The organism is Roseateles sp. GW821-FHT03B02 (genome assembly GCF_059421025.1).
Genome location: NZ_JBWKUV010000001.1, coordinates 772,691 through 794,463 on the forward strand (window position 1 = coordinate 772,691; position 21,773 = coordinate 794,463).

General features: G+C 68.3%; 18 protein-coding genes, 1 tRNA gene and 1 pseudogene. 8 read left to right on the plus strand and 12 right to left on the minus strand.

The features are described from left to right. Nucleotides 1-11: 11 nt before the first annotated feature. From AC07VX_RS03395 to AC07VX_RS03420, 6 genes are read left to right on the plus strand one after another with little or no spacing between them, the layout of a single operon-like run. On the plus strand, nucleotides 12-1,367 hold the full coding sequence (locus AC07VX_RS03395) for an MFS transporter (RefSeq protein ID WP_493163116.1): 1,356 nt from the start codon (nucleotides 12-14) through the stop codon (nucleotides 1,365-1,367). 31 nt (nucleotides 1,368-1,398) lie between these two features. Continuing rightward, nucleotides 1,399-3,957: a family 1 glycosylhydrolase gene (locus AC07VX_RS03400; protein WP_493163115.1), complete on the plus strand. Its 2,559-nt coding sequence runs from the start codon at nucleotides 1,399-1,401 to the stop codon at nucleotides 3,955-3,957. Between the two features lies 1 nt (nucleotide 3,958). Beyond that, nucleotides 3,959-4,918 (plus strand): nucleoside hydrolase, encoded by a 960-nt coding sequence (locus AC07VX_RS03405; RefSeq protein WP_493163114.1) that lies wholly within the window; start codon nucleotides 3,959-3,961, stop codon nucleotides 4,916-4,918. A 10-nt stretch (nucleotides 4,919-4,928) separates the two neighbouring features. Then, entirely contained in the window at nucleotides 4,929-5,870 is a 942-nt protein-coding gene (locus tag AC07VX_RS03410) for an alpha/beta hydrolase (RefSeq protein WP_493163113.1), read from the plus strand. Beyond that, a complete protein-coding gene (locus AC07VX_RS03415) occupies nucleotides 5,852-7,396 on the plus strand; it encodes a glycoside hydrolase family 43 protein (protein WP_493163112.1) in 1,545 nt (514 codons plus the stop codon). The genes AC07VX_RS03410 and AC07VX_RS03415 overlap by 19 nt, the downstream gene beginning before the upstream one ends. Next, complete coding sequence (locus tag AC07VX_RS03420) at nucleotides 7,393-10,089, plus strand: alpha-L-rhamnosidase (protein WP_493163111.1); 2,697 nt, start codon at nucleotides 7,393-7,395, stop codon at nucleotides 10,087-10,089. Before AC07VX_RS03415 ends, AC07VX_RS03420 begins: the two co-directional genes overlap by 4 nt. Nucleotides 10,090-10,237: 148 nt before the next feature. On the opposite strand, the gene AC07VX_RS03425 is transcribed toward AC07VX_RS03420, so the two are convergent. The 5 genes and pseudogenes from AC07VX_RS03425 to AC07VX_RS03445 all read right to left on the minus strand — a co-directional run bounded on the left by AC07VX_RS03425 (nucleotide 10,238) and on the right by AC07VX_RS03445 (nucleotide 13,459). Next, nucleotides 10,238-10,612, minus strand: coding sequence for a hypothetical protein (locus AC07VX_RS03425; RefSeq protein ID WP_493163110.1), 375 nt, complete (start codon nucleotides 10,610-10,612; stop codon nucleotides 10,238-10,240). A 794-nt stretch (nucleotides 10,613-11,406) separates the two neighbouring features. Further along, nucleotides 11,407-12,150, minus strand: a complete 744-nt coding sequence (locus tag AC07VX_RS03430; RefSeq protein WP_493163834.1) for a FecR family protein — start codon at nucleotides 12,148-12,150, stop codon at nucleotides 11,407-11,409. A 129-nt stretch (nucleotides 12,151-12,279) separates the two neighbouring features. Further along, a pseudogene (locus AC07VX_RS03435) lies at nucleotides 12,280-12,450 on the minus strand (DUF4880 domain-containing protein); the annotation flags it as partial. Nucleotides 12,451-12,464: 14 nt separating this feature from the next. Next, nucleotides 12,465-12,956: an RNA polymerase sigma factor gene (locus tag AC07VX_RS03440; protein WP_493163109.1), complete on the minus strand. Its 492-nt coding sequence runs from the start codon at nucleotides 12,954-12,956 to the stop codon at nucleotides 12,465-12,467. Then, on the minus strand, nucleotides 12,953-13,459 hold the full coding sequence (locus AC07VX_RS03445) for a transposase (RefSeq protein WP_493163108.1): 507 nt from the start codon (nucleotides 13,457-13,459) through the stop codon (nucleotides 12,953-12,955). The genes AC07VX_RS03440 and AC07VX_RS03445 overlap by 4 nt, the downstream gene beginning before the upstream one ends. 210 nt (nucleotides 13,460-13,669) lie before the next feature. Between AC07VX_RS03445 and AC07VX_RS03450 the strand changes: the two genes are divergently transcribed. Beyond that, nucleotides 13,670-14,041, plus strand: coding sequence for a helix-turn-helix domain-containing protein (locus tag AC07VX_RS03450; protein WP_493163107.1), 372 nt, complete (start codon nucleotides 13,670-13,672; stop codon nucleotides 14,039-14,041). Between the two features lie 100 nt (nucleotides 14,042-14,141). Here AC07VX_RS03450 and AC07VX_RS03455 read toward each other — a convergent pair whose 3' ends face one another. Together AC07VX_RS03455 and AC07VX_RS03460 are read right to left on the minus strand one after the other, a co-directional pair. Next, nucleotides 14,142-15,485 carry a type II toxin-antitoxin system HipA family toxin gene (locus tag AC07VX_RS03455; RefSeq protein WP_493163106.1) on the minus strand — a complete coding sequence of 448 codons (1,344 nt, stop codon included), beginning with the start codon at nucleotides 15,483-15,485 and terminating at the stop codon, nucleotides 14,142-14,144. Between the two features lie 72 nt (nucleotides 15,486-15,557). After that, complete coding sequence (locus AC07VX_RS03460; protein WP_493163104.1) at nucleotides 15,558-15,935, minus strand: helix-turn-helix domain-containing protein; 378 nt, start codon at nucleotides 15,933-15,935, stop codon at nucleotides 15,558-15,560. Between the two features lie 322 nt (nucleotides 15,936-16,257). Between AC07VX_RS03460 and AC07VX_RS03465 the strand changes: the two genes are divergently transcribed. Next, nucleotides 16,258-17,163: a tyrosine-type recombinase/integrase gene (locus AC07VX_RS03465; protein WP_493163103.1), complete on the plus strand. Its 906-nt coding sequence runs from the start codon at nucleotides 16,258-16,260 to the stop codon at nucleotides 17,161-17,163. 42 nt (nucleotides 17,164-17,205) lie between these two features. Here the strand turns inward: AC07VX_RS03465 and AC07VX_RS03470 are convergent, their stop codons facing one another. The 5 genes from AC07VX_RS03470 to AC07VX_RS03490 all read right to left on the minus strand — a co-directional run bounded on the left by AC07VX_RS03470 (nucleotide 17,206) and on the right by AC07VX_RS03490 (nucleotide 21,773). After that, nucleotides 17,206-17,955, minus strand: a complete 750-nt coding sequence (locus AC07VX_RS03470) for a DUF4145 domain-containing protein (protein ID WP_493163102.1) — start codon at nucleotides 17,953-17,955, stop codon at nucleotides 17,206-17,208. Between the two features lie 106 nt (nucleotides 17,956-18,061). Beyond that, nucleotides 18,062-18,137: transfer RNA gene (locus AC07VX_RS03475), tRNA-Phe, on the minus strand. 86 nt (nucleotides 18,138-18,223) lie between these two features. Continuing rightward, the gene (locus AC07VX_RS03480; RefSeq protein WP_493163101.1) at nucleotides 18,224-18,925 is read right to left on the minus strand and encodes a response regulator; all 702 of its coding nucleotides are present in this window, start codon (nucleotides 18,923-18,925) and stop codon (nucleotides 18,224-18,226) included. 11 nt (nucleotides 18,926-18,936) lie between these two features. Then, the gene (locus AC07VX_RS03485) at nucleotides 18,937-21,216 is read right to left on the minus strand and encodes a sensor histidine kinase (protein WP_493163100.1); all 2,280 of its coding nucleotides are present in this window, start codon (nucleotides 21,214-21,216) and stop codon (nucleotides 18,937-18,939) included. Further along, a complete protein-coding gene (locus AC07VX_RS03490) occupies nucleotides 21,213-21,773 on the minus strand; it encodes a DUF4390 domain-containing protein (protein ID WP_493163099.1) in 561 nt (186 codons plus the stop codon). Before AC07VX_RS03490 ends, AC07VX_RS03485 begins: the two co-directional genes overlap by 4 nt.

Genomic DNA, 21,773 nt, shown 5'->3' on the forward strand with positions numbered 1-21,773 from the left:
GAAAGCCCTCCATGAGCCAGCTCCGCATCCCCTTCCATGAAAAGGTCGCCTACGGCCTGGGCAACTTCATGCCGACGGCCGTGACGGCCACCGGCGGCATGGCGATGTACTTCTACACCGACGTGGCCGGCCTGTCGGCGGCCTTCATCGGCGCGCTGCTGCTGCTGGTGCGCGTGGTGGACGCGGTGTGGGACATCGTGGTCGGCCGGCGCGTGGACGCCACGCACAGCCGCTGGGGCCAGGCCCGGCCCTACCTGCTGTGGTTCGCGCCGGTGCTGGCCCTGGCGCTGGTGGCCAGCTTCACGGTGCCGCCCCTGCAAGGCATGGCCCGGACCCTGTACTTCGTGGGCGCCTACATCGCGCTGTGGTGCGCCTACAGCCTGATCATGATTCCCTTCCAGTCCATGCTGCCGATGATTGCGCCCGACCCCGACGAGCGCCTGCGCATGGCCGGGGTCAGCAGCTTCGTGCAGTTCATCTTCGTGGTGGGCTGCAGCGCCGGCTTCCCCCTGCTCAAGGACGTGCTCTCCGAGGGCAACCCGGCCCAGGGCTTCCAGCGCGCGGCGCTGGTGTTCGGGACCCTGGGCCTGCTGTTCACCTGGCTGTGCTTCGCCTTCGTGCGCGAACGCGTGCCACCCATGAGCGGGCCGCGCGCCGACCTGCGCGCCGACCTGCGTGCCCTGCTCGCCAGCCGCGCCTGGCGTGCCGGCGTGCTGGCGCAATGCGCGCTGGGCACGCTGATCGGCCTGCCGCTGGCCAGCGGCGTGTACTACTTCGCCGTCGTGATCGGCAAGCCACAGCTCATCGGGCCCTTCATGGGCCTGGGCGGCATCGGCCTGGTGCTGGGCGTGGTGCTGAGCGACCAGCTCACGCGGCGCCTGTGCAAGAAGCGCGTCTACGTCGGCGCCATGCTCGGCGCGGCCGCGCTGCTGACGGCCCTGGCGCTGGGCGGGCCCGAGCGCCTGCCGCTGGTGTTCGCGCTGTCGCTGCTGTCCAACGTCTGCCTGGGCATCAGCGCGCCCATCAGCTACTCGATCAACGGCGACATCGCCGACGACATCGAGTTCCGCGAAGGCCAGCGCGTGGTGGGCACCTTGATCGCGACGATCAACTTCGCCTCCAAGGTCGGCTCCGGCCTGTGCAGCGCCATCGTCGGCGGGGTGCTCAGCGTCACGGCCTACCAGGCCGGCGCCGCGGCGCAGGCGCCCCAGGCCCTGCAGGGCGTGGTGGCGCTGATGAGCGTCATCCCCGCCTGCATGGCCCTCGGGGTGGCCGCCATCATGGGCTGGGCCTACCCGCTGGGCCGCACCCAGCTCTCGCGGATGAACCAGCAACTCGGGGCGCGCCGCAAAGCCGCGGCCGCCTGAATCCCCAAACCGAACGATCAACGCTCCCCTCATGCAAAAGAACTTTCCCGCAGGCTTCCTCTGGGGCGCCGCCACCGCCGCCCACCAGGTCGAGGGCGGCAACGACAACTGCGACACCTGGGCCGAGGAATGGGCCGAGGGCTCGCCCTATGTGGACAAGAGCGGCGACGCCATCGACCACTACCACCGCTTCCGCGACGACATCGCGCTGCTGGCCTCGCTGGGGCTGAAGGCCTACCGCTTCTCGATCGAGTGGGCCCGCGTCGAGCCGCGCGAGGGCGAGTTCAGCGCCGAGGCGCTGGCGCACTACCGCGCGGTGGTGGACGCCTGCGTCGAGCATGGCCTGGAGCCGCTGGTCACGCTGCACCACTTCACGTCGCCCAAGTGGCTGATGCCGCTGGGCGGCTGGCGCGGCGAGCGCACACCGGCGCTGTTCGCGCGCTACGTGGAGCAGATCATGCCGGCGCTGGGCACGGCCGTAAGGCGCGTGGTCACGCTGAACGAATGCAACATCGGCGTGCTGCTGCAGGGCATGTTCGCGTCGCTGGGCTTCGTGCCGCCCATCGGCGTGGACGTTAAGAGCTGGCGCGCGCCGGGCTGGCGCAACAGCGCCGCCCAGGCCTGCGGCACCGACGCGGCCACCTACTGCGCCTTCCAGATGGCCGGCGACGAGCGCGGCGTGGCCACCATCTCGGCCGCCCACGTGGCCGCGCGCGCCGTCATCCGCCGCGTCGCGCCCCATGTGCAGGTGGGCCTGGCGCTGGCGCTGTCCCAGCCCCAGGTCGCGCCCGGCGGCGAGGAGCAGGCGGCCAGGATGTGGCACGGCAACTTCCGCCAGTGGCTGCCGGCCATTCAAGGCGACGACTTCTTCGCGCTGCAGAACTACACCCGCGAGATCTACGGCCCCGAAGGCCAGGTGCCGCCGCCCGCCGGCACCGAGACGACCGGCGCCCGCTACGAGTTCGCGCCCCAGGCCATCGCGTCCGTCGCGCGCCGCGTGGCCCACGAACTCAAGCTGCCCATCCTCATCACCGAGAACGGCTACTGCGGCGACGACGACGCGCGCCGCATCGACTTCATCCAGCAGGCGCTGGCCGGCCTGCACGCGGCCATCCAGGACGGCGTACCGCTGATCGGCTACACCTACTGGACGGCCTTCGACAACTTCGAGTGGGTGTTCGGCTTCGGCATGCGCTTCGGCCTCGTGGCGGTGGACCGCAGCACCCAGGCGCGCACCCCCAAGCCCAGCGCGCACGTGCTCGGCGCCATCGCCCGCGCCAACGCGCTGCCCGACGGCATCGTCATCCAGCCGCAACCCGGCACCTCCCAGGAACTGGCCATGGACCACGTCTACACCCCGCCCGCCGCCGAGCCCGGTGTCGTCTTCACCAACGTGCGCATCTTCGACGGCAGCGGCAGCCCGGCCTTCGCCGGCGAGCTGCGCGTGGACGGCCGCCGCATCACGGCCGTGGGCGCCAGCGTGCCGCATGACAACGCCCGCGTCATCGACGGCCGCGGCGGCGTGCTGATGCCCGGCCTCACGGAGGCCCACGCGCATCTGACCTGGCCCACCAGCGTCGAGAAGTTCGTGCCCGGCATGAGCCTGCCGCCCGAGGAGCTGACGCTGACCGCCGCGCGCAACGCCCGCATCCTGCTGGACCACGGCTTCACCAGCGCCTACTCGGCCGGCGCGCTGGGCAAGCGCATCGAGCCCGCGCTGAAGGACATGATCGACTCCGGCGGCATGCCGGGGCCCCGCCTCATCGCGTCGTCGGTGGAGCGCGAGCCGCCGATGGAAGGCACGCTGCTGGACCCGGGCAAGGTCGACGAGCACGGCGCCGGCCCGGCCAACGTGGCGGCCTTCGTGAAGGGCTGCAAGGACATCGGCGCCAAGGCCGTCAAGTTCCTGATCTCGGGCGAGAGCGCGCTCAAGCCCGGCGCGTCGCTGGAGCTGCTCTACACCGAGGAGGAGCTCATGGCCGCCGGCCGGGCCGCCCGCGAGCACGACCTCTGGCTGACCGGCCACGCCCACGCGGCCGAGGCCGTCAAGCTGGGCCTGAAGGCGGGCTTCCGCGTGCTGTACCACTGCACCTACGCCGACGAAGAGGCGCTGGACATGCTGGAGGCAGCGCGCGACGAGGTCTTCGTCGCGCCCAGCATCGGCATCATCCAGGCCACGCTGGATGCCACGCCGCCGCCGCACTTCGACATGACGCACATGAAGCAGGACGCGGCCCTGGTGCTGGAGACGCAGAAGGCCCTGGTGCCCGAGCTGCGCCGCCGCGGCGTGCGCCTGCTGCCGGGCGGCGATTACGGCTTCCCCTTCAACCCCAATGGCCGCAACGCGCGCGACCTGGCGCTGTGGGTCGAGCACTTCGGCTACACGCCCGCCGAGGCCCTGCACGCGGCCACGGCCCTGGGTGGCCAGATCATGGGCATGGGCGACGAGCTGGGCCTGCTGAAGCCAGGCTTCCTGGCCGACCTGCTGCTGGTGGACGGAGACCCGACCGCCAACGTCGCCATCCTGCAGAACAAGCACCACCTGAAGGCCATCATGAAGGACGGCCGCTTCCACAAGAACCCCGCCTGACATGGACCGCCGCCTGCTGTTGGGCCACGCCGCGGCGCTGGCCCTGGCTCCCCCATGCCTGGCCGCCGCGCCGCTGATCGCGCAGCGGCCGACCGCCCGCGTCATCGTCGACAACGACTTCGCCGGCGATCCCGACGGCCTGTTCGCGCTGGCCCACCAGTGGCTGAGCCCCAGCACGAAGACCGTGCTGGTCACGACGACGGCACTGGACGCCGGGCTCGCCACGCTGGCCAAGGAGCCGGCGGGCAGGACGGCCGCCAAGGGCCGCGACCTCGCCGTGGCGCTGGCCCGCGTCGCCGGCCTGCGCCAGGCCTGCCCGGTCGTCACCGGCGCCGAGCGCTTCGGCACGGGCGACGGGCAGCTCAGCGCCGCCGCGCACGCCATCGTTGCCGAAGCCCGGCGCGACGACCCGCTGCCGCTGTTCCTGACCTGCGGCGGGCCGCTGACCAACGTCGCCGCCGCGCTGCGCCTGGCGCCGGAGATCGCCGCGCGCCTGACGGTGATCTGGATCGGCGGATCGCTCACCGCCACCGGCGAGCCCGAATACAACCTCGCCACCGACGCCGACGCGGCGCGCGACGTGCTCGCGCATCCATCGCTGCCGCTGTGGGTGGTGCCGCGCGAGACCTACCAGCAGCTGGCCGTCTCGGTGGCCGAGCTGGGCGCGGACCTGCGCCCCATCTCGCCCCTGGGCCGCTGGCTGTACGAGCGCTACCTGCAGCTGCCGCCCTTCGTGCAGCTCGGCCCCACCGTCACGCTGGGCGACAGCGCCCTGGTGCACGCCGCGGTGCTGGCGCGCGGCGCAGCGCTGCGCACGGCGCCGGCACACACCGTGCTGCCGCAGGAGGCCGCTGGGCCTGCCGGGCGCGACATCCGGGTCTGCGACCACGTGGACACGCGCGCGCTGATGGCGGACCTGCTGGCCAAGCTGCGGCTGCATGCCGCTTCACAACACTCTTGAATAACAGCCCATGAGACATCACCCCGCCATCGCCCATCGCGCGGCAGCCACCGCGTTCTGCCTAACGGCTCTGCTCGGCGGCCTGCCCTCGGCCCACGCCGCCGAGGGTGGCGGCCCGCCGGCCCATGTCTTCCGCACCGTGCCCGCCACGCCGATGGAGCTGCCGGCGCCGCTGTCCTTCGGCGGCAGCGGCACCGGCCCGGCCTTCCAGTGGACCGGCCTGGGCCAGGAACGCATCCTGCGCAACGTGCAACGGCCGCAGCTCTTCCCGGTGCGGCCCGCCGCCGGCAAGGCCAACGGCCGCGCCGTGCTGGTGGTGCCCGGCGGCGGCTACCGCTTCGTGGCCATCGAGAACGAGGGCCTGCCCATCGCGCGCCGGCTGGCCGACCAGGGCTTCACCACCTTCGTGCTGGTCTACCGCGTCAAGCCCACGCCGGTGGCGGACGCCGACTTCGCCGCCGAGGTCAACGCCGAGATCGCGCAGCGCTTCGCGCCCGGCGCGCCCAAGGCCGCCGACGACCTCGCGCCGCACGGCCCCGCGATCGAGGATGCCCGCGCCGCGATGGCCTGGCTCAAGGCCCACGCGGCCGAGCAGGGCTTCGACGCCAGGCGCCTGGGCTACATCGGCTTCTCGGCCGGCGCCCGCAGCGGCCGCGCGTTGGTGACGCAGGCCACGGCCGACGAGATGCCCGACACACTGGCGCTGATCTACGGCGGCTTCTACGCCACGCCGCCGCGCCAGCCCGTGCCGCCGCTCTTCCTCGCGCAGGCGGCGGACGACCCGCTGTTCCCGCCCGACGGCTTCGACATCGTGCAGAACTGGCGCCGCGCCGGCCAGCGCGTCGAGCTGCACCTGTACGAGCGCGGCGGCCACGGCTTCGGCTCCCTGCCGCGCGGCACGACGGCCGACGGCTGGCTGGACGCCTACCTCGCGTGGCTGAACCGCCAGTGAGCCTGAGCTATCGGAACCCGGTGCTGCCGGGCACCCATCCCGACCCCAGCGTCTGCCGCGTCGGCGACGACCACTACCTCGCCTGCAGCTCCTTCGAGTTCTTCCCCGGCGTGCCGCTGTTCCACAGCCGTGATCTCGTGAGCTGGCGGCCCATCGGCCATGCGCTGACGCGCGACAGCCAGCTCGACCTGCGAGGCTGCAAGAGCTCGCTGGGCATCTTTGCGCCCACGCTGCGCCACATCGCCGGGCGCTTCTGCCTGGTCACGACCAACCTGAACCGGTTCCGCAACTTCCTCGTCCGGGCCGACCGGGCCGAGGGGCCGTGGTCGGAGCCGGTCTGGCTGGACTGGCCGGGCATCGACCCCTCTCTGTTCGAGGACGCCGACGGCCGCGTCTTCATCAGCGGCAATGGCGGCTTCCTGGGCGACGAGCCCGTGGGCATCTACCAGGCGGAGATCGACCTTGCCACCGGCGTGCTGCGCTCGCCGCGCCGGCTGGTCTGGACGGGCAGCGGCGGCAAGGCGCCGGAGGGGCCGCACCTCTACCGCCGGGGCGCCTGGTACTACCTGCTGATCGCCGAGGGCGGCACCGAGTACGGCCACATGGTGACCGTGGCGCGCAGCACGCGGCCCGACGGCCCGTTCGAGCCCTGCCCGCACAACCCCATCCTCAGCCACCGCAGCCTGGACAGCCCCATCCAGGCCACGGGCCATGCCGACCTCGTCGAGACGGCGGATGGCCGCTGGTGGGCGGTGTTCCTCGGCATCCGGCCCGCGCCCGTGCGCTTTGCCGGCCAGCACCACCACCTGGGCCGCGAGACATTCCTGGCGCCGGTGACGTGGACGGCCGATGGCTGGCCGCACATCGGCCAGGTCTTCGAGACGATGGACGCTGGCAGCCTGCCGCTGCAGCCGCCCGAGACACCGGCGCCGCGCACCGAGTTCAACGGTGCGGACCTGCCCCCCGCGTTCAACCACCTGCGCAACCCGGCGCCCGGCAGCTGGAGCCTGCAGGCCCGCCCCGGCTGGCTGACGCTGCAAGGCCAGTCCGACACGCTGGACGATGCGGCCGCGCCGGCCTTCGTCGGGCGCCGCCAGCAGCATTTCGACTGCGAGGTCGCCACACTGCTGGACTTCGAGCCCGCCGCCGACGGCGAGGAGGCGGGCCTGACCGTCTTCAAGAGCGAACGCTTCCACTACGAGATCGCCGTCGGCCGCCGCGCCGGCCAGCGCATCGCCTTGCTGCGCCGCCGCCTCGGGAGCCTGTGGAAGGTGGAGCGGGAGCAGCCGCTGCCGCCCGGCGAGCTGGTGCTGGGCCTGCGGGCCGACGCACAGCACTACCGCTTCTTCTTCCAACACCCGGGCCAGCCCGCGCAGGACTTCGGCGGCGGGGAATGTGCCTTGCTGTCCACCGAGACGGCCGGCGGCTTCACCGGCGTCTACCTGGGCCTCTACGCCACCGGCAACGGCCGCCACAGCCTGGCGCCGGCCTGCTTCCGCTGGCTGGACTACATCACCACCCCATGAGCCACACCATCGATTCCACCGCCGCATGCTGGCTGGCCGCCGAAGACGCCGCCGCACGCGCGGAACGCCAGGCCGGCTGGCATTGGGCCTGGGGCACCCTGCCCGCAGGCGTCACGCCCGAGCCCAAGTTGCGCGAGTTCGTCTGGGACTTCCACCTCGACGCGCCTCTGCCCGACGCCCGCCTGCTGATTGCCGCGCAGAAGGGCCTGCCCGGCGTGTGGCTGGACGGCAAGGCACTGCACGAGTCGGCGGACGTGCTGTCCGGCCGCGCGATGCAGGACCTGGCACTCGGCACGCTGGCCGCCGGGCCGCACCGGCTGGCGGCGCAGGTGCGCGTCTTCCACCCCTTCATCGCCGAGCCGCGCCAGGGCGGGCTGGCGGCGCTGCTGCGGGGTGGCGGGCGCTTCCTGTCGCCGCAGCCGGCGGACTGGCGCACGCGCGTGCTGTCCGAGCCGGGCTGGCATCTCGGCACCCTGGGCCCCGAATGGCAGCCCGCCAGCGCGCCCGCCGAGCCCATCGACTGGCTGCCCATGCCGGCCCAGCCCGCACGGCTGCTGCGCCGCGCTTTCCACCTGCCCGCCAAGCCCGTGTCCGCCACGCTGACGCTGACGGCACTGGGTGGCTGCGAGGCCGAGCTGAACGGCCACCGCGTCGGCGACGCGCTGCTGGCGCCGGAGAACAGCGACTTCCGCCACCGCCTGCTGGTGCAGCAGCACGACGTGGCCGCCCAGCTGCAGGCCGGCGACAACGCCATCGGCGTGATGGTGGGCGACGGCTTCTACGCCAGCGAGGCCATCGGCCGGGGCCGCTACCCCTTCGGCGCCGCACCGCGCCGCCTGTGGCTGACGCTGGACCTCACGCTGCCCAACGGCAGCACCCAGCGCATCGCCACCGACGCGCACTGGCGCGCCGCCACCGCACCGGTGCGCTTCGCCGAGATCTACCACGGCGAGACCTACGACGCGCGGCTGGAGCAGGCGGGCTGGTCGTCGCCTGGCTTCGACGATGGCGGCTGGGACGAGGTCTGGCCGGCGCCCAAGCCTTCCTGCACGCTGTTCCTGCAGGAAGGCCCGCCCGTCCGCGCCACCTTGACGCTGCGGCCACAGGCCATCAGCGAGCCGGTACCGGGCGAGTACGTCATCGATTTCGGCCAGAACTTCGCCGGCTGGTGCCGCATCCGCGTGCGCGGCGAGACCGGCCGCACGGTCACGCTGCGCTTCGCTGAGATCCTGGGCGAGGACGGCCAGGTCGACATGCGCAACCTGCGCGCCGCCCGCTGCACCGACCGCTACACGCTGCGTGGCGACCCCGCCGGCGAGATCTGGGAACCGCGCTTCACGTACCACGGCTTCCGCTACGTACAGGTGGCCGGCTGGCCCGGTGCGCTGAACGCCGACGACATCGACGGTGTCGTGGTGCACAGCGATCTGCCCGTCATCGGCCACTTCGAGAGCAGCCAGCGCATCCTGCAAGGCCTGTGGCACAACACCTTCTGGAGCCAGCGCAGCAACTTCGTCGGCATGCCCACCGACTGCCCGCAGCGCGACGAGCGCCTGGGCTGGACGGGCGACGCGCAGGTCTTCTGGCCCACCGCCGCGTTCAACATGGACGTGCGCGGCTTCACGCGCCGTTTCCTGGCCGACCTGCGCGCCAGCCAGCGCGCCGACGGCGCCTACGCCGACACCAACCCGCCCGCGCTGCCGGCCTACGGCGCGCATGGCTGGAGCGATGCCGGCGTCGTGCTGCCGTACACCGTCTGGCAGCACTACGGCGAGACCGCGCTGATCGACGAGCACTGGGACTCCATGGAGCGCTGGATGGCCTGGATCGCCGAGCCCAACGCCGAGGGCCTGTGGCGCGCGCGGCGCGAGGTGGACTTCGGCGACTGGCTGTCGCTGGACGCCGTCAGCCTGATGGACGAGACCACGCCCAAGCTGCTGACCGCCACCGCCTGCTGGGGCCGCATGCTGGGCATGATGGCCGACATGGCCACGGCCACCGGCCGGCACGGGCGCGCGGCCCACTTCGGCGCCTGGCGCGAGCGCGTCGGCCAGGCCTTTGCCGCGCACTTCATCCAGCCCGACGGCCGCATCGGCAACGGCAGCCACACCGGCTACATCCTCGCGCTGGCCTTCGGCCTGGTGCCCGGGGCGCTGCAGCAGGCGGCGGCCGACCACCTGGCCGCTGCCATCCGCGCCCGCGGCACGCTGCTGACCACCGGCTTCCTCGGCACGCCCTTCAGCCTCGACGTGCTGGCCGACCACGGCCACGGCGCACTGGCCGTCGAGCTGCTGCTGCGCACGGAGTTCCCGAGCTGGGGCTACATGGTCGAGCGCGGCGCGACGACGATCTGGGAACGCTGGAACGGCGACACCGGCGACGTGGCGATGAACTCCTACAACCACTACGCGCTGGGCGCCATCACCGGCTTCCTCTACCGGCGTGTGGCGGGCCTGGCGAGCGCGGAACCAGGGTTCAAGGCCGTGCTGTGCCGTCCGCTGCTGGATACCCGCCTGGGATCGGGCCATGCCACGCAAGCCACGGCGCATGGGCGCATCGGGTCAGCCTGGGGCGTCGACGAGCGGGGGCAGCCCTGGTTCGAGCTGGATCTTCCCGCAGGAGTGGAGGCCCGCGTGGTAATGCCCGGCGGGGCGGCGCGACACATGGGCGCGGGCAGGCATCGGTTCTCGTGACACGACAGCTTGAGCGCCTGCGTCAGCAGTCCCGTGCTCCGCGCCTCGCCGAACACGCGCTTCCCCATGCCCGTCGTTCCGCTGAAGAGCGGCCTCCCTGCCCCTGCGGTCTGGCAGGGCATCAGGCGCACAGGTCAGGGCGGCCTCTTTAGCTCACCGCTTCAGCTTCGACGTGGGCCTCGCGTCCATGCCGGACACATAGCATCGCTGCCAATTGTTCCGGCACGTCATTGTCAAAGCTCATCAGCAGGTCGGAGGTCTGGCTCTCAGCTGCAGCCCTGAGAACTTCGGTCACGCAAGTCTTCTGTGCGGCGGTGGCCGGATGCCCGAGCTTGGCCTCCAGCAGCGCCACCGTCTCGTCGCACAAGCGGTCCGACGCGAGGACATGCCACGCGTAGTCGATCTCGTACCGCTGCACGGCGTCCCTCAGGCTCTCGCCGTCCAGCCGGGACTCTTGCGCAAAGCCGTTCAGCGTGCGGGTGCACAGGCTCTTGGCGACAAGCGCCAGCAGTTCATCGTGCATGAGGTTTTTTCCAGCGGCCATGGGGGTCCTTGGTACGTCAATTCACCCACGGGAACTGCAGCTGCCGCAGGTCCATGGGCGGACCAGCGGCCACCGGCGGCAAGGCCGGCCAAGAAAGCAAAAGCCCCTGATTCCAATCGAAATCAGGGGCCTGCAATCTAGGTGGCTGGGGCGGAATCCAAAAATGCGCTACAGGCCGCGCAAACACTGCATCTTCCCCAGCAATCGTCATCTTGGGTACTCAGGTGGGTACACCAGACCAAGATTCGAGCACGGCATCAAGCCACCTCGATCAGTGTTGATTGTCTCATCCTTCACTGTTTTCCCTTGAGCAAGCTCCAACCACAGCACCTGCAACCTGCGGCTGAGGTAAGAGAAGTCAAAAACTGCGCTGCGGATGCGCCAGCTTCCATGTCGCGACAGAGGGGGGCGTGAACGCCGATGTACCGCAGTTGCGCATAAGGGAGCGCGATCCAACGTCATTGAAGGAAAAACTGTCTGACTTCGCGGGCTCAGTGGTTGCCGCTGCCACAGCGTCCTGGCCTACTTTCGAGCGGCTCGGAGGCGTCCGATTGCAGCGCGCTCACTGCCGGCAGTCCAAGCTGGCGGTCATCCGTTTTGTCGCTGGCTGCACGCAAGCCTCACATGCTGATCGCAGCGGCACGAAAGCGATAGCACCTGCCTCTCGCGCTTGGGTTGTCCCGCGACGCGTCAGGCTGACCCGCTGAGTTCAACGAAGTCCCATCCGCACACTGCGCAGCTCACCATTCGTATCAACTTCAGGGCAGCCACAGCTACTTTGCGGCCAGTTCGAGGTGGCCTGCACCTAACCGAACGACCAAGCCATGCAACTCGGCCACGGCGTGGGCGAAGGATTCGCTATCGCGGGTCCGGTAGACCCCGCTGACTCGCAATGCAGCCACGCGCTCGCCCTCAAGGGTGATCGGAACCTTGTTGTAGCGGTTCATCTCAGACACGGCGTCGAGCAGCGTCACGTCTTCAAACACGGCCTCGCCTCGTTGCCAAGCCGTCAGGGGGCCAATCGACGGCCGGTCCAAGCGTGAGGGCAATGGGGCACGCGAAGCCTGGTCATCGCCCGAGCGCGCCATCCGCAAGCGTTCGCCAGGCACCATCACGATGGGCGTTGCCGTTGAGTCCCCGTCACGGGTTGCGCGATGCACGATCACTTGTCCTTCGATCAGGGTGACGTCGAAAGCGGCGTCGCCGTTTCTCGCATCTGACGTCGACCGGATCAGGAACGCCGTCCCTGTCGCCACAACCTTTGCGCCTGATACCTGGACCACGAACGGTCTACTCGGATCCTTGGCGACCTCAAAAATTACTTCGCCGCGAAGCACGTTCACCACGCGCTGGGCCTGAGTCATGTCCACCCGCACATCGGTCGACGTGTTCAGCGTCAACCGCGTCCCGTCCGCAAGCATGACGATGCGTTGCTCTCCCAGCGCTGTTTCATAGGCCTGCTCTCGCGGCCATGCGCGCCAGGCGAGCAGTGCTGTGACTCCCAAGGCCGTCGACATCAGGACAGCGCGCCGGGTGTTGCTGCTTCTGTTCGTGGTGCCTGGCTGCCCCACTTTGGCTGCAGCGCGAGCGTAGGTGCTGAGCGTGACGCCTGAGACCGCTTGCCAAGTGTCAGTACACCGCTCAAAGGCCAGACGATGCATTGCGGAGCGGCCTTGCCAAGCCAGACATTCCAGCTCCATGGCGCGTGACCGGTCGGGGCCGTGAAGACGAGCCACCCACACGGCCGCTTCCGAAGCGAGCTCCGGCGACACGCGAGGGGGCCTGCTGGACTCGGCTCCCGGCACGTCGGAAGCCATTGGCGAGCGCACGGCTACCAGCCTTCCATCCAGGTGGTGAGCAGCAGCGTGGCTTTAGCGACGTGCTTGTGCACCGTGCTGATGCTCATGCCGTGGGATTGTGCGATGTCGGCGTACGGCCTGCCATCGATGCGATGCGCTAGGAAGACGCTGCGGGTGGTCTCGCTCAGACGGCTGAGACCGAGACTCAGGCGCGCGAGACGCTCCTTGGCGAGCACCATGGCTTCTGTTGTGGGTGCGAGGTCGATGAGGACCACGTCCTCGACAAGGACCTCCTCGCCTCGCGTCACTTGCGCGCGGTGGGCGTCGATCGACAGGTTGAGCGCCGCGCGCATTAGGAAGGCTTCAGGGCGCTCCACCGGCTGCTCACTCTCGTAGCAGGCCAGCCGCACCCAGGCCTCCTGCACCAGGTCATCGGCATCCTGCTCGCTGCGGCCACGCCGCATCAGTGCACCACGGACGCGGGCGAGCGTTTCGCGCAGGTTCTTGACGAGGAGCGCGGTCATGCCTCGTAGAAGCGACGGTCAACGGCCTGGAGCGTCTGAGCAAGAAACGCAACCGCGGCGGTCTCATCGGCAAAGGGTGCACGACGCTTGATCGCCCGCGTGATGCTCAACTGCAAGCGCTCTGCCTTAGCTGCCGCCGACTGCAGCGCTGCGCGGCGCCGACGTCCGAAAACACGTGCGCTGTCCGAGGTCGACACCTCGCATTCGTCAGTCGATGGCCACCGGGTCGCGTCAGGGTAATTTGGCGCGAGGTCGGCATGATCGTCAGCGGAAATTGCCTTGATGTGCTCGACCCCGCGGTTGTCCAGGTCCTGAGCGAGGAGCGCGGGCAAAGCTTGTGCAGGCCAAGCGCCGAGGACTTCGTATTGGTTTTGCTTGAACAGCCCGAGCGCCCAGCGCCAGGACACGTCCTTGACAGCATTGCCTTCGCGCACGGGAAGGTGCAGCGTGTTGAAGCCGGCAAAAACGTACCGGCAGCAAAGTGGTTTGTTGAGCCAGTCCAAGTTTGCAGAACTTCGGCCATCTGCCTGAGCTGACTGCCGAGATGACTTGAGCGCTGATGACTGAACGTCCATGACTACTCCTTCAGCACCGACTCAAGCTTCACCGCTCTTATATCGGTGCAAATCGTTGACCTTCTAGTCAACGATTTAGATTCTGGCGCAGAGGGATCCTCGAGGCAACCATATCTGTTGGCTAGATATCCGACACTAATGGTTGACCGACGACGCCGACTGACGCCCGATGAAGTGGCTCACACTGACCTGCCGGTTAGATTGGGACGCAACCTCTCAGCGCGTCGTAAGGCTCTTGGGCTGACTCAGGCTGCGGTGGCCGAACGTCTCGGCGTAGACACGGAGACGCTATCGAGGTTCGAGCGCGGCAAGCATGTGCCATCTCTGCTGACGCTTGAGCGCCTAGCGGGGCTTCTGGGTTCTAGCTGCGCCGCGTTGCTTGAGGAAGTTCCTCCAGAGCCGTCATCCGACGCGCTGATGATGGAAACGTGGCTGTCGGGCCTGAGCACAAAGGACGCAGCATTTGCGAGGCGCATGCTTAAAGCTTGCTGCGACCATCTGGCGCGCTGAACCAGCAGTTCAGAAACGTCGTCTTTTGCCTGCGCTGTAACCACAGTTCGGCAGTCATTGAAGGTGCCAGGCTGCTCAGAATCAGTGCCGCTGTTGGTGACTAAGCGAGTCCCAGCAGGCCGCTCTCCCATGCCCGGCTTTGCCGGCGCAGACCTTCAAAGATGGACTGAGCTGTGCACTCAGGGAAGCCTGCTGGCAACAGCCTCTGGACTGCGGCGATGGCGGTCTCTACGCTGCCTACCAGAGCCTTCATCGCCTCCCAGACGCCCGCTGCACCGCTGCGCTGCGCCAATCCATACCAATGACGCGTCAGGATACGGTCGAGCTCGAAGTACACGTTTTTTGAACGCACCGCCATCGCGAGCTTCGCCTGCTGCCATGCAATCAGGTTCGGCCCGTGGCCGATGACCGGCCACACCGAAATGACGTCGTACAGAGGCGTCATCCGGTAGCCGCCACCGGGTAGCAGGAAGACCGAAAAGTTCTTTGCGTGGCCATCGGTCGCCGCCAGCAACCAGAAAGCCAGTTGAGCGCAAAGAAAGTGACGAATGTCGGCGTTCGCAGTCCGGCTGTTTCGGAGCACTTGCAGGCACTGGGCCATGCCCGGCCCGCCTTGGGCTTCGTACTTCTGGTGGGGAGGCATGCCCATCACCTGGCAGAAGTCTTCCTGCGGGATGCGCGCGATCCAGCGGCGTCCGGTATCAGGCGCTTCCACCCATTGCCGATCAAATCGCTCCACTGCGAGCACGGTTTCGCCACCGAAAGTGGCGAGATCCGTCACCGCCGTGGGCAGACCCAGCTCGCGCAGCAATTGCGCGCACAGCCATTCGTTGTAGACCGAATGCGTGAGGTCCAGCCGGCGGCCACCGACCAGCCCGAGGGGTAGCTTAAGGATGTGCGTTGTCGGCGTTGCGCCAAGCGGGCGACACCATTGACCATCGAGTTTGAGAAGTGCCGTCTTTTCCTGTGCCCCTGCGATCGAAATGCGCAGGTCGTCGGGCTCCTGGTCTGCGCCCAAGCCAGGTTCGGCAGCGATCCCGCGCAAGTGCCGTACGACGGCTTCCTCATCCATGCGCTCGCTTTCAACCTGGTCGAAGCCCGTCGGGGGCTGTCCATGGGGCAACAGCTGGACAGCGCCGACGCAGTCACGACCGATCGCCTGCAACAGCTCGAAGACATCGGTCGAGCCGACCTTGAAGCGTGCGCTGACACGACGCCGGATCCTCTCGTCGTCCGGCAGAAGGTTGTCGAAGAAGTTGGCCACGACGGGGCCGCTGATCGTCCGGTCCGGTGTGATGGGCAGCGATAGCGACAAGGGCCGTACCCGGTCTGACGCCAGCCATGTAGCCTCATAGACGAAGCGGTGACCGCCGGTGCGCATGCGTTGCCATGCGCCTACGTGCTCACCGTTCATCCAGACCCAGAGTTCGCGTGACTCAGCCATTGACTCCCCCTTTGGAGCTCTTGGGCCAGGCAATGTTCACGTCCTTTGCGTTGGGCATGGGCGTCGCGCTCATCACCACTCCCCCCGCGGCTCGCCGTCAGTCGGGCTGTCGGGTTGTGTGTCCGACGTCGGAGATGCCTGTTTGGGAACTGTGGTCAGCGAGCCCGTCGCGCTCGCCATGGCCCGGGCATGCCCCTCCAGCTCAATGCTCGGCCTGGTTGCTGAGATCTCAGCGGCGATGTCACGGACCACCATCTGAGCACCAAGCATGGTCAGGACTTGCAGTAGTTGCTCAACGCTCACTGCGCCGGGATTGCGCTCAATGTCAGCAATGCGCGACTGCACGACGCCCAGCCTTTGGGCCAGTTCGTACTGCGTCATCTTTCGCGACTTGCGCAGGGACTTCAGCAGTTGCTGCAGCTGGCTCGTGAGTTGGACGGAATAGTCCATGTCAGTTATCGGTTAGAGGTGATTTTTTAAGGATATCGCTTTAATGCGATTAATTCAAGAAATCGCCTTTGGCAGACAAATAAAAACAATCGCCTAAGAACGATATGCAGCATCGCACGGCGCCTTAAAGCAGGAGCGAACGCACACCTCGCTTCGCCAGCGCCCTGCGCCGAATCGGTACCCCGCGCAGTCAGGACCAGTGCGCGCTGCGACCGATTGCGGGCCCAACCTCTTTGCCAACGGTCAGGTCATCCAACAAGTCCACCAACAAGGATTTGCCGCGTGGCATGGCGCTCAAGGATGGGCGCTACTACCACGCAACGTGACCACCGTAGCGCCTCGCGTCTGGACGCCGCTCGGCCGCGACCGCGCGAAAGCGTTCCTGATGTGGGCACGGCTGGAAGGCGGCCAGCCTGACACGAGCATCAAGACGTTCGAGGCCATCGCCAATCGCTACGAGCTGGAAGTGATCCCGACGAAGGCCAGGCGCACCCAGGCCGACAACCTGAAGGAGCTCGCCAAGCTGCGCGCGGTGTTCGGTCGCATGCAAATCGACGCGATCAAGCCTCACCACGTGCGCGGCTACATGGACAAGCGCGGGCAGCAGGCCAAGGCCCGTGCAAACCGCGAGAAGGCCCTTCTGAGCCATCTTTTCAACAAGGCGAGGGAGTGGGGCTACACCGACGCCACGAACTCCTGCCAGGGCGTGAAGGGCTTCAAGGAATCGGGACGCGCCCGCTACGTCAGCGACGGCGAGTTTCAGGCGGTGTGGGAGAAGGCAGACCAGACCACGCGGGATGCAATGGACCTGGCGCTGTTGACGGGCCAGCGGCCGGCCGACGTGCTGAAGATCGAGCGCACCGACCTGCGCGACGGCGCGTTGTGGATCGTGCAGAACAAGACGAAGGCGAAACGGGCCATCGAGATCACCGGGGAGTTGGCCCAGTTGATCGACCGGATCAACGCCAGGCCGCGCCAGCGTCTGAGCGCCTGGCTCATTCAGGATGACGACGGCAAGCCGCTCGGCACCTTCGGCCTACGGTCGCGGTTCGACAAGGCGCGCGCGCTGGCGGGCGTGGACTTTCAGTTTCGGGACATCCGGGCAAAGGCGGCGACGGATACCGGCGACCTGGCGCATTCACAAAAGCTGTTGGGACACCGGAACCGCGAAATGACTGAGCACTACGTGCGCTCCCGAGTTGGTGAGCGAGTTCGACCGCTTCGATAGCGACGCTACTTGCCTGCCCTTTGTGGATTCCAGCTTCCCCGATCACGTAGCGGCGTCGGGTTTGTCCACCTTGGCACCTCCCGTCCTCGCTTCGGCCTTTACCTTGCCAAGCGCAGTCACCTTGGCAAGCCTTGCAGCCCGATCTGCACGCGCGACGTACCACTCATCGTCAAGCAGGTGAATCAGATCGAGAAGCTCTTGGGCTTCGCCTGGTTCAATCTCAACGATCAGGCTTATGTCTCGTTCGGGATGTGCCCCGATATTGCCCACACCCTTCATCGCCATCATGGCTTCCCAAAGCGCGTGATCGCATTGGTCCTTGATTGCCCACAACTCCGCGGCTAGCGTGTCTTTTGCGATGCCCCAAAAGTCGCGAATCATTCCCTGCAATGCCCGTCGAGCCAATGTGGCCGACGCTTTTGGGCTCAACGCGCGAATCAGGTAGGCCTCTGCATAGTCCGCCAGAACTTGTGCAGGCACATGGTCAGACAGCGGTTTCACCGTCGTTGGCAAGAACTGAAATGACCCGATGCCAACTGGCCGCGCATCATCGGCCGTCACGTTGATGCCATACGAGCCCCGTGACGGCTTCCCATGCACAGCACTCACTCGGAAATCAGACTGCTGGCAAGCCTCATTTGGGCAGCGGATTAGCGTTGCGGACAGTGAGATTCCGTCGCTCTTTACCAATCCGGTCTCGGTGCAGAGGGAGAGGGTTGAGAACCTGAAATCGTCGTCGCCGAGCGTGACGTGATTGCGGCAAGAAGGACAGACCCAGTTGAACCTCGCCATCGTCAGCTCCCCTCGATTTGTAGACAACGCCCCGGGTTGTAGAAAAGCCCCGACCAGTTTCCTGTGCGGGGCTTTCGCCTAAGTGCTTGTCAGCCTTAGTAAATTCTGGTGGCCTGGGGCGGAATCGAACCACCGACACGCGGATTTTCAATCCGCTGCTCTACCAACTGAGCTACCAGGCCTCGTTCTGATCGCCGGCAGCGCAACGGCCGCTCAGCGAAGTCCGCGACTATAGCACAGGCGCCGTAGCTGCCAAGCCGGCAGCGCGTCAGCCGCCGCTGCCGCGCTTGTTGCGGCTGAGGTCCACGCCCAGCTGCTTGAGCTTGCGGTAGAGGTGGGTGCGCTCCAGGCCAGTCTTCTCGGCGACACGGGTCATGGAGCCGTTTTCCTTGGCGAGGTGGAACTCGAAGTAGCTCTTCTCGAAGGCGTCGCGCGCCTCGCGCAGCGGGCGGTCGAGCTCGAAGCTCTGCTCGGACGCCAGCGAGTTGCCGCTCGGCAGGTGGCTGGTCATCGCCATGCCATGGCTGGCCGCAACGGGCATGCCGACGGTCTCTGCGCGGGCGTAGCTGGGCAGGCCCGGCGCGGCCGGCGCGGGGCGAGGCGGTGCCGTCTTGACCAGGGCCTGCTCGACGGCGCGCAGCAGCTTCTGCAGCGTGATGGGCTTTTCGAGGAAGGCGATGGCGCCGAACTTGGTGGCCTCGACCGCCGTGTCGATGGTGCCGTGGCCGCTCATCATGATGACCGGCATGGTCAGCAGGCCGGCGCTGCCCCACTCCTTGAGCAGCGTCACGCCGTCGACGTCGGGCATCCAGATGTCGAGCAGCACAAGGTCGGGGCGCATGCGCTCCCGCATCGAGCGCGCCTGGGTGGCGTTCTCGGCGAGTTCGATGGTGTGCCCCTCGTCGCTGAGGATTTCGGACAGCAGAGCGCGGATGCCCAGCTCGTCGTCGACAACAAGAATGGTGGCCATGAATCCTTAGATCAGGCGCCTTGCGCACCGGGCTCGGTGGCGGGCGTCAGGTTCGAAAATGATAGCGAAACTTGCGCGCCGATCACGGGCGCGCCTTGACCGTCGTCAAGGGGAGAACCCGCATCGGAAGCGGGATGCAGGTTGCGCAGCGCGATGCGGGCACCGTGTTCGTCGGCAATTTTCTTGACGACGGCCAGGCCCAGGCCCGTGCCTTTGGCCTTGGTCGTCACGTAGGGCTCGAAGGCGCGCTTGAGCACTTTCTCGGCGAAGCCGGGGCCGTTGTCGACGATGTGCAGGCGCACGGAACGCGGCGTGCCGGTGTCGGTCAGGGACAGCGAAGAGCGCACGACGACATGGCCGTCGGGGCGATCGTGCACGGCGTCCAGCGCGTTCTGCACGAGGTTGTGGATGACCTGGCGCAGCTGGCTGGCGTCGCCCTTGATGTGGGGCAGGCGGGGGGCGAGTTCGGCCGTGAGGCGGCCCTTGTCCTGCGGCTCGGCGTAGAGGCTGAGCACCTCGTGGATGAGGGCGTTGAGGTCCAGCGGGTGCAGTTGCGCCGAGGGCAGGCGGGCGTAGTCACGGAACTCGTTGACGAGCTGCTTCATGGCCTGCACCTGGTTGACGATGGTGGCGACCGAGCGCACGAGCATGGCCTGGTCGGCACCCTCCAGCTTGGCTTCGAGCTTGTGCTGCAGGCGCTCGGCGGAGAGCTGGATGGGCGTCAGCGGGTTCTTGATCTCGTGGGCCAGGCGGCGGGCGACCTCGCTCCAGGCCGCCGAGCGCTGGGCGGAGACGACCTCGGAGATGTCGTCGAAGACGACGAGGCGGGCGCCCTGCGGCAGCGGCGCGCCGCGCACGAGCAGGGTCAGCGGGTCCTGCTTGGGGTCGAGCTGCAGCTCGAAGGATTCCTGCCAGAGCTCGCGATCCATGTCGCGGTCGCTGTCGCTGCTGCCGCTTTGTTCGAAGCGCCGGTCCAGCGAGGCGGAGAACTCGGCCAGCGGCGCCATGTCGGCCAGCGGGCGGCCGACATAGGCCGACAGCGGCAGTCGCAGGATGCGCGTGGCGCCGGGGTTGACGGTCTCCAGCGCGCCGTCGGCGTCGAAGACGAGGACACCGGCGGTGAGGTTGTCGAGGATGGTCTGCAGGTGGGTGCGGGCGGCGTCGAGCTCGGCCACCGTGCGCGAGACCTGGGCGCGCGCGTCGGCGAGCTGGCCGGTCATGTCGGCAAACGAGCGCGTCAGGCCACCGAGCTCGTCGCGCGAGGTCAGCACGGGACGCACGGAGAGGTCGCCCTGCGCCACCAGGCGCATGCCGTCGGCCAGCATCAGCAGCGGCCGCGCCAGCTGGTTGCCCAGCGTAACGGCCAGCAGCAGGGCCGCGAAGGTGGCGAGGATGAGCACCAGCGTAAGCGTGCCCAGGTACATGCGGCGCAGGCCCACGCGCTCCAGCGAGCGCTGCTGGTATTCGCTGTTGGCCGTCTGCACGGCCAGCGCATTGGTCAGCACGCTGGCCGGGATGCGCTGGATGATCATCAGGTAGCGCTCGCCCAGGCCCAGGCGCAGCTCGGTGTTGGGCAGCAGCGCCAGCGTGCGGATCTGGGCGCCGCCCTGCAGGGCCGCGGCCTCGTCTTCCAGGCCTTCGAGCTGGCTGGCCACGCTGCCGCCGCGGGCCTGGCGCAGCATGCTGCCGCTGGGACGGTCGGGCGTCAGCTGGCGGGTGTCGCCACCGCTCTCCAGCAGGATCTGGCCGTTGCCGCCGACGAGGGCGACGGTGCGGGCGCCCAGCTTGTCGCGCACGCGCTCCAGCGCCAGCAGCTGGGGCGTGCTGTTCTCGGAAAGCTGGTCGGCGGCGTCGCGCGTCTTGCTGCCGAGGTCCGCCACCATCGCGTCCAGCGTGCCACGGCCGAGGTTGAGGCCGGCCTCCAGCGCGCTGGCGAGCTTCACGTCGAACCAGTTCTCGATGCTGCGGTTCACGAACTGGTAGGAGACCGCGTAGATCATCAGCCCCGGCACCACGCCCACCAGCGCGAAGATGGCCGCCAGCTTGAACAGCAGCCGGCTGCCGAAGCGCCCCTGGCGCACCCGCACCACCAGGCGCACGGCGGCCGTCAGGATGACCAGGGTGAGCACCGCCGCCACCGCCACGTTGACCCAGTAGAGCCAGTGGTAGTGGCGCTCGAAGAAGCCGCGCTCGGAGGTGGTGCCGACGGACAGCAGGAAGGCCAGCACGCCGGCCACGCCCGTGAGGGTCACCAGGGTGATGACCCAGCCCCAGCGAGCAACCTTGGTCATCGGAGGCTGAAGTCGGGCGCGAAGTTGCGCTTCTGCTCGATGCTGAGCGCGAAGCCGCTCTGCAGGCCGATCTGCATGGGCCGGGGCAGCTGGGCGACGTCCAGCCGGTAGCTGAACTCCAGGTAGTAGCTGCCGCCGTCGTCGATGTCCTTGGGCTCGGCGATGCGCCAGGCGCTCTGGCCGCGGATGACGGTCAGGGCTTCGTCCAGCGTGGCGAAGCTCTGGTGCAGGCCGCCGTTGGAGACGCGGTACTGCCGGGTCAGCGGCTGCCAGGACAGGCGCCAGGTGCGCTCGGCACGCGCCACGCGGGCATCGCGCCAGTACCAGCGGTTGCGCAGCACCGTGGCCTCGGCGACGAAGTACAGCGGCACGCCCTTGTGCAGCGCGTCGTCGGCCGGGTGGCCGAGCTCGAAGCGGGTCGTGAAGCTCAGCTCCAGCCCGTCATCGGCACGGCGCGCGGACAGCTGCGCCAGCTCGACGCCGTCGGCCCGCGCGCCGCCCGGGAGCAGGGCAAGCAGCGCGGCGAAGAAGGCGGCGATGGCGATGCGGGCGAACAA

Bases quoted from the DNA above. Each gene is read 5' to 3' on its own strand.
- AC07VX_RS03395 (WP_493163116.1), top strand. From the start codon at position 12: ATGAGCCAGCTCCGCATCCCCTTCCATGAAAAGGTCGCCTACGGCCTG.
- AC07VX_RS03400 (WP_493163115.1), top strand. From the start codon at position 1,399: ATGCAAAAGAACTTTCCCGCAGGCTTCCTCTGGGGCGCCGCCACCGCC.
- AC07VX_RS03405 (WP_493163114.1), top strand. From the start codon at position 3,959: ATGGACCGCCGCCTGCTGTTGGGCCACGCCGCGGCGCTGGCCCTGGCT.
- AC07VX_RS03410 (WP_493163113.1), top strand. From the start codon at position 4,929: ATGAGACATCACCCCGCCATCGCCCATCGCGCGGCAGCCACCGCGTTC.
- AC07VX_RS03420 (WP_493163111.1), top strand. From the start codon at position 7,393: ATGAGCCACACCATCGATTCCACCGCCGCATGCTGGCTGGCCGCCGAA.
- AC07VX_RS03425 (WP_493163110.1), bottom strand. From the start codon at position 10,612: ATGCACGATGAACTGCTGGCGCTTGTCGCCAAGAGCCTGTGCACCCGC.
- AC07VX_RS03430 (WP_493163834.1), bottom strand. From the start codon at position 12,150: ATGTCGACGGCCTTGGGAGTCACAGCACTGCTCGCCTGGCGCGCATGG.
- AC07VX_RS03440 (WP_493163109.1), bottom strand. From the start codon at position 12,956: ATGACCGCGCTCCTCGTCAAGAACCTGCGCGAAACGCTCGCCCGCGTC.
- AC07VX_RS03450 (WP_493163107.1), top strand. From the start codon at position 13,670: ATGGTTGACCGACGACGCCGACTGACGCCCGATGAAGTGGCTCACACT.
- AC07VX_RS03455 (WP_493163106.1), bottom strand. From the start codon at position 15,485: ATGGCTGAGTCACGCGAACTCTGGGTCTGGATGAACGGTGAGCACGTA.
- AC07VX_RS03460 (WP_493163104.1), bottom strand. From the start codon at position 15,935: ATGGACTATTCCGTCCAACTCACGAGCCAGCTGCAGCAACTGCTGAAG.
- AC07VX_RS03470 (WP_493163102.1), bottom strand. From the start codon at position 17,955: ATGGCGAGGTTCAACTGGGTCTGTCCTTCTTGCCGCAATCACGTCACG.
- AC07VX_RS03480 (WP_493163101.1), bottom strand. From the start codon at position 18,925: ATGGCCACCATTCTTGTTGTCGACGACGAGCTGGGCATCCGCGCTCTG.
- AC07VX_RS03485 (WP_493163100.1), bottom strand. From the start codon at position 21,216: ATGACCAAGGTTGCTCGCTGGGGCTGGGTCATCACCCTGGTGACCCTC.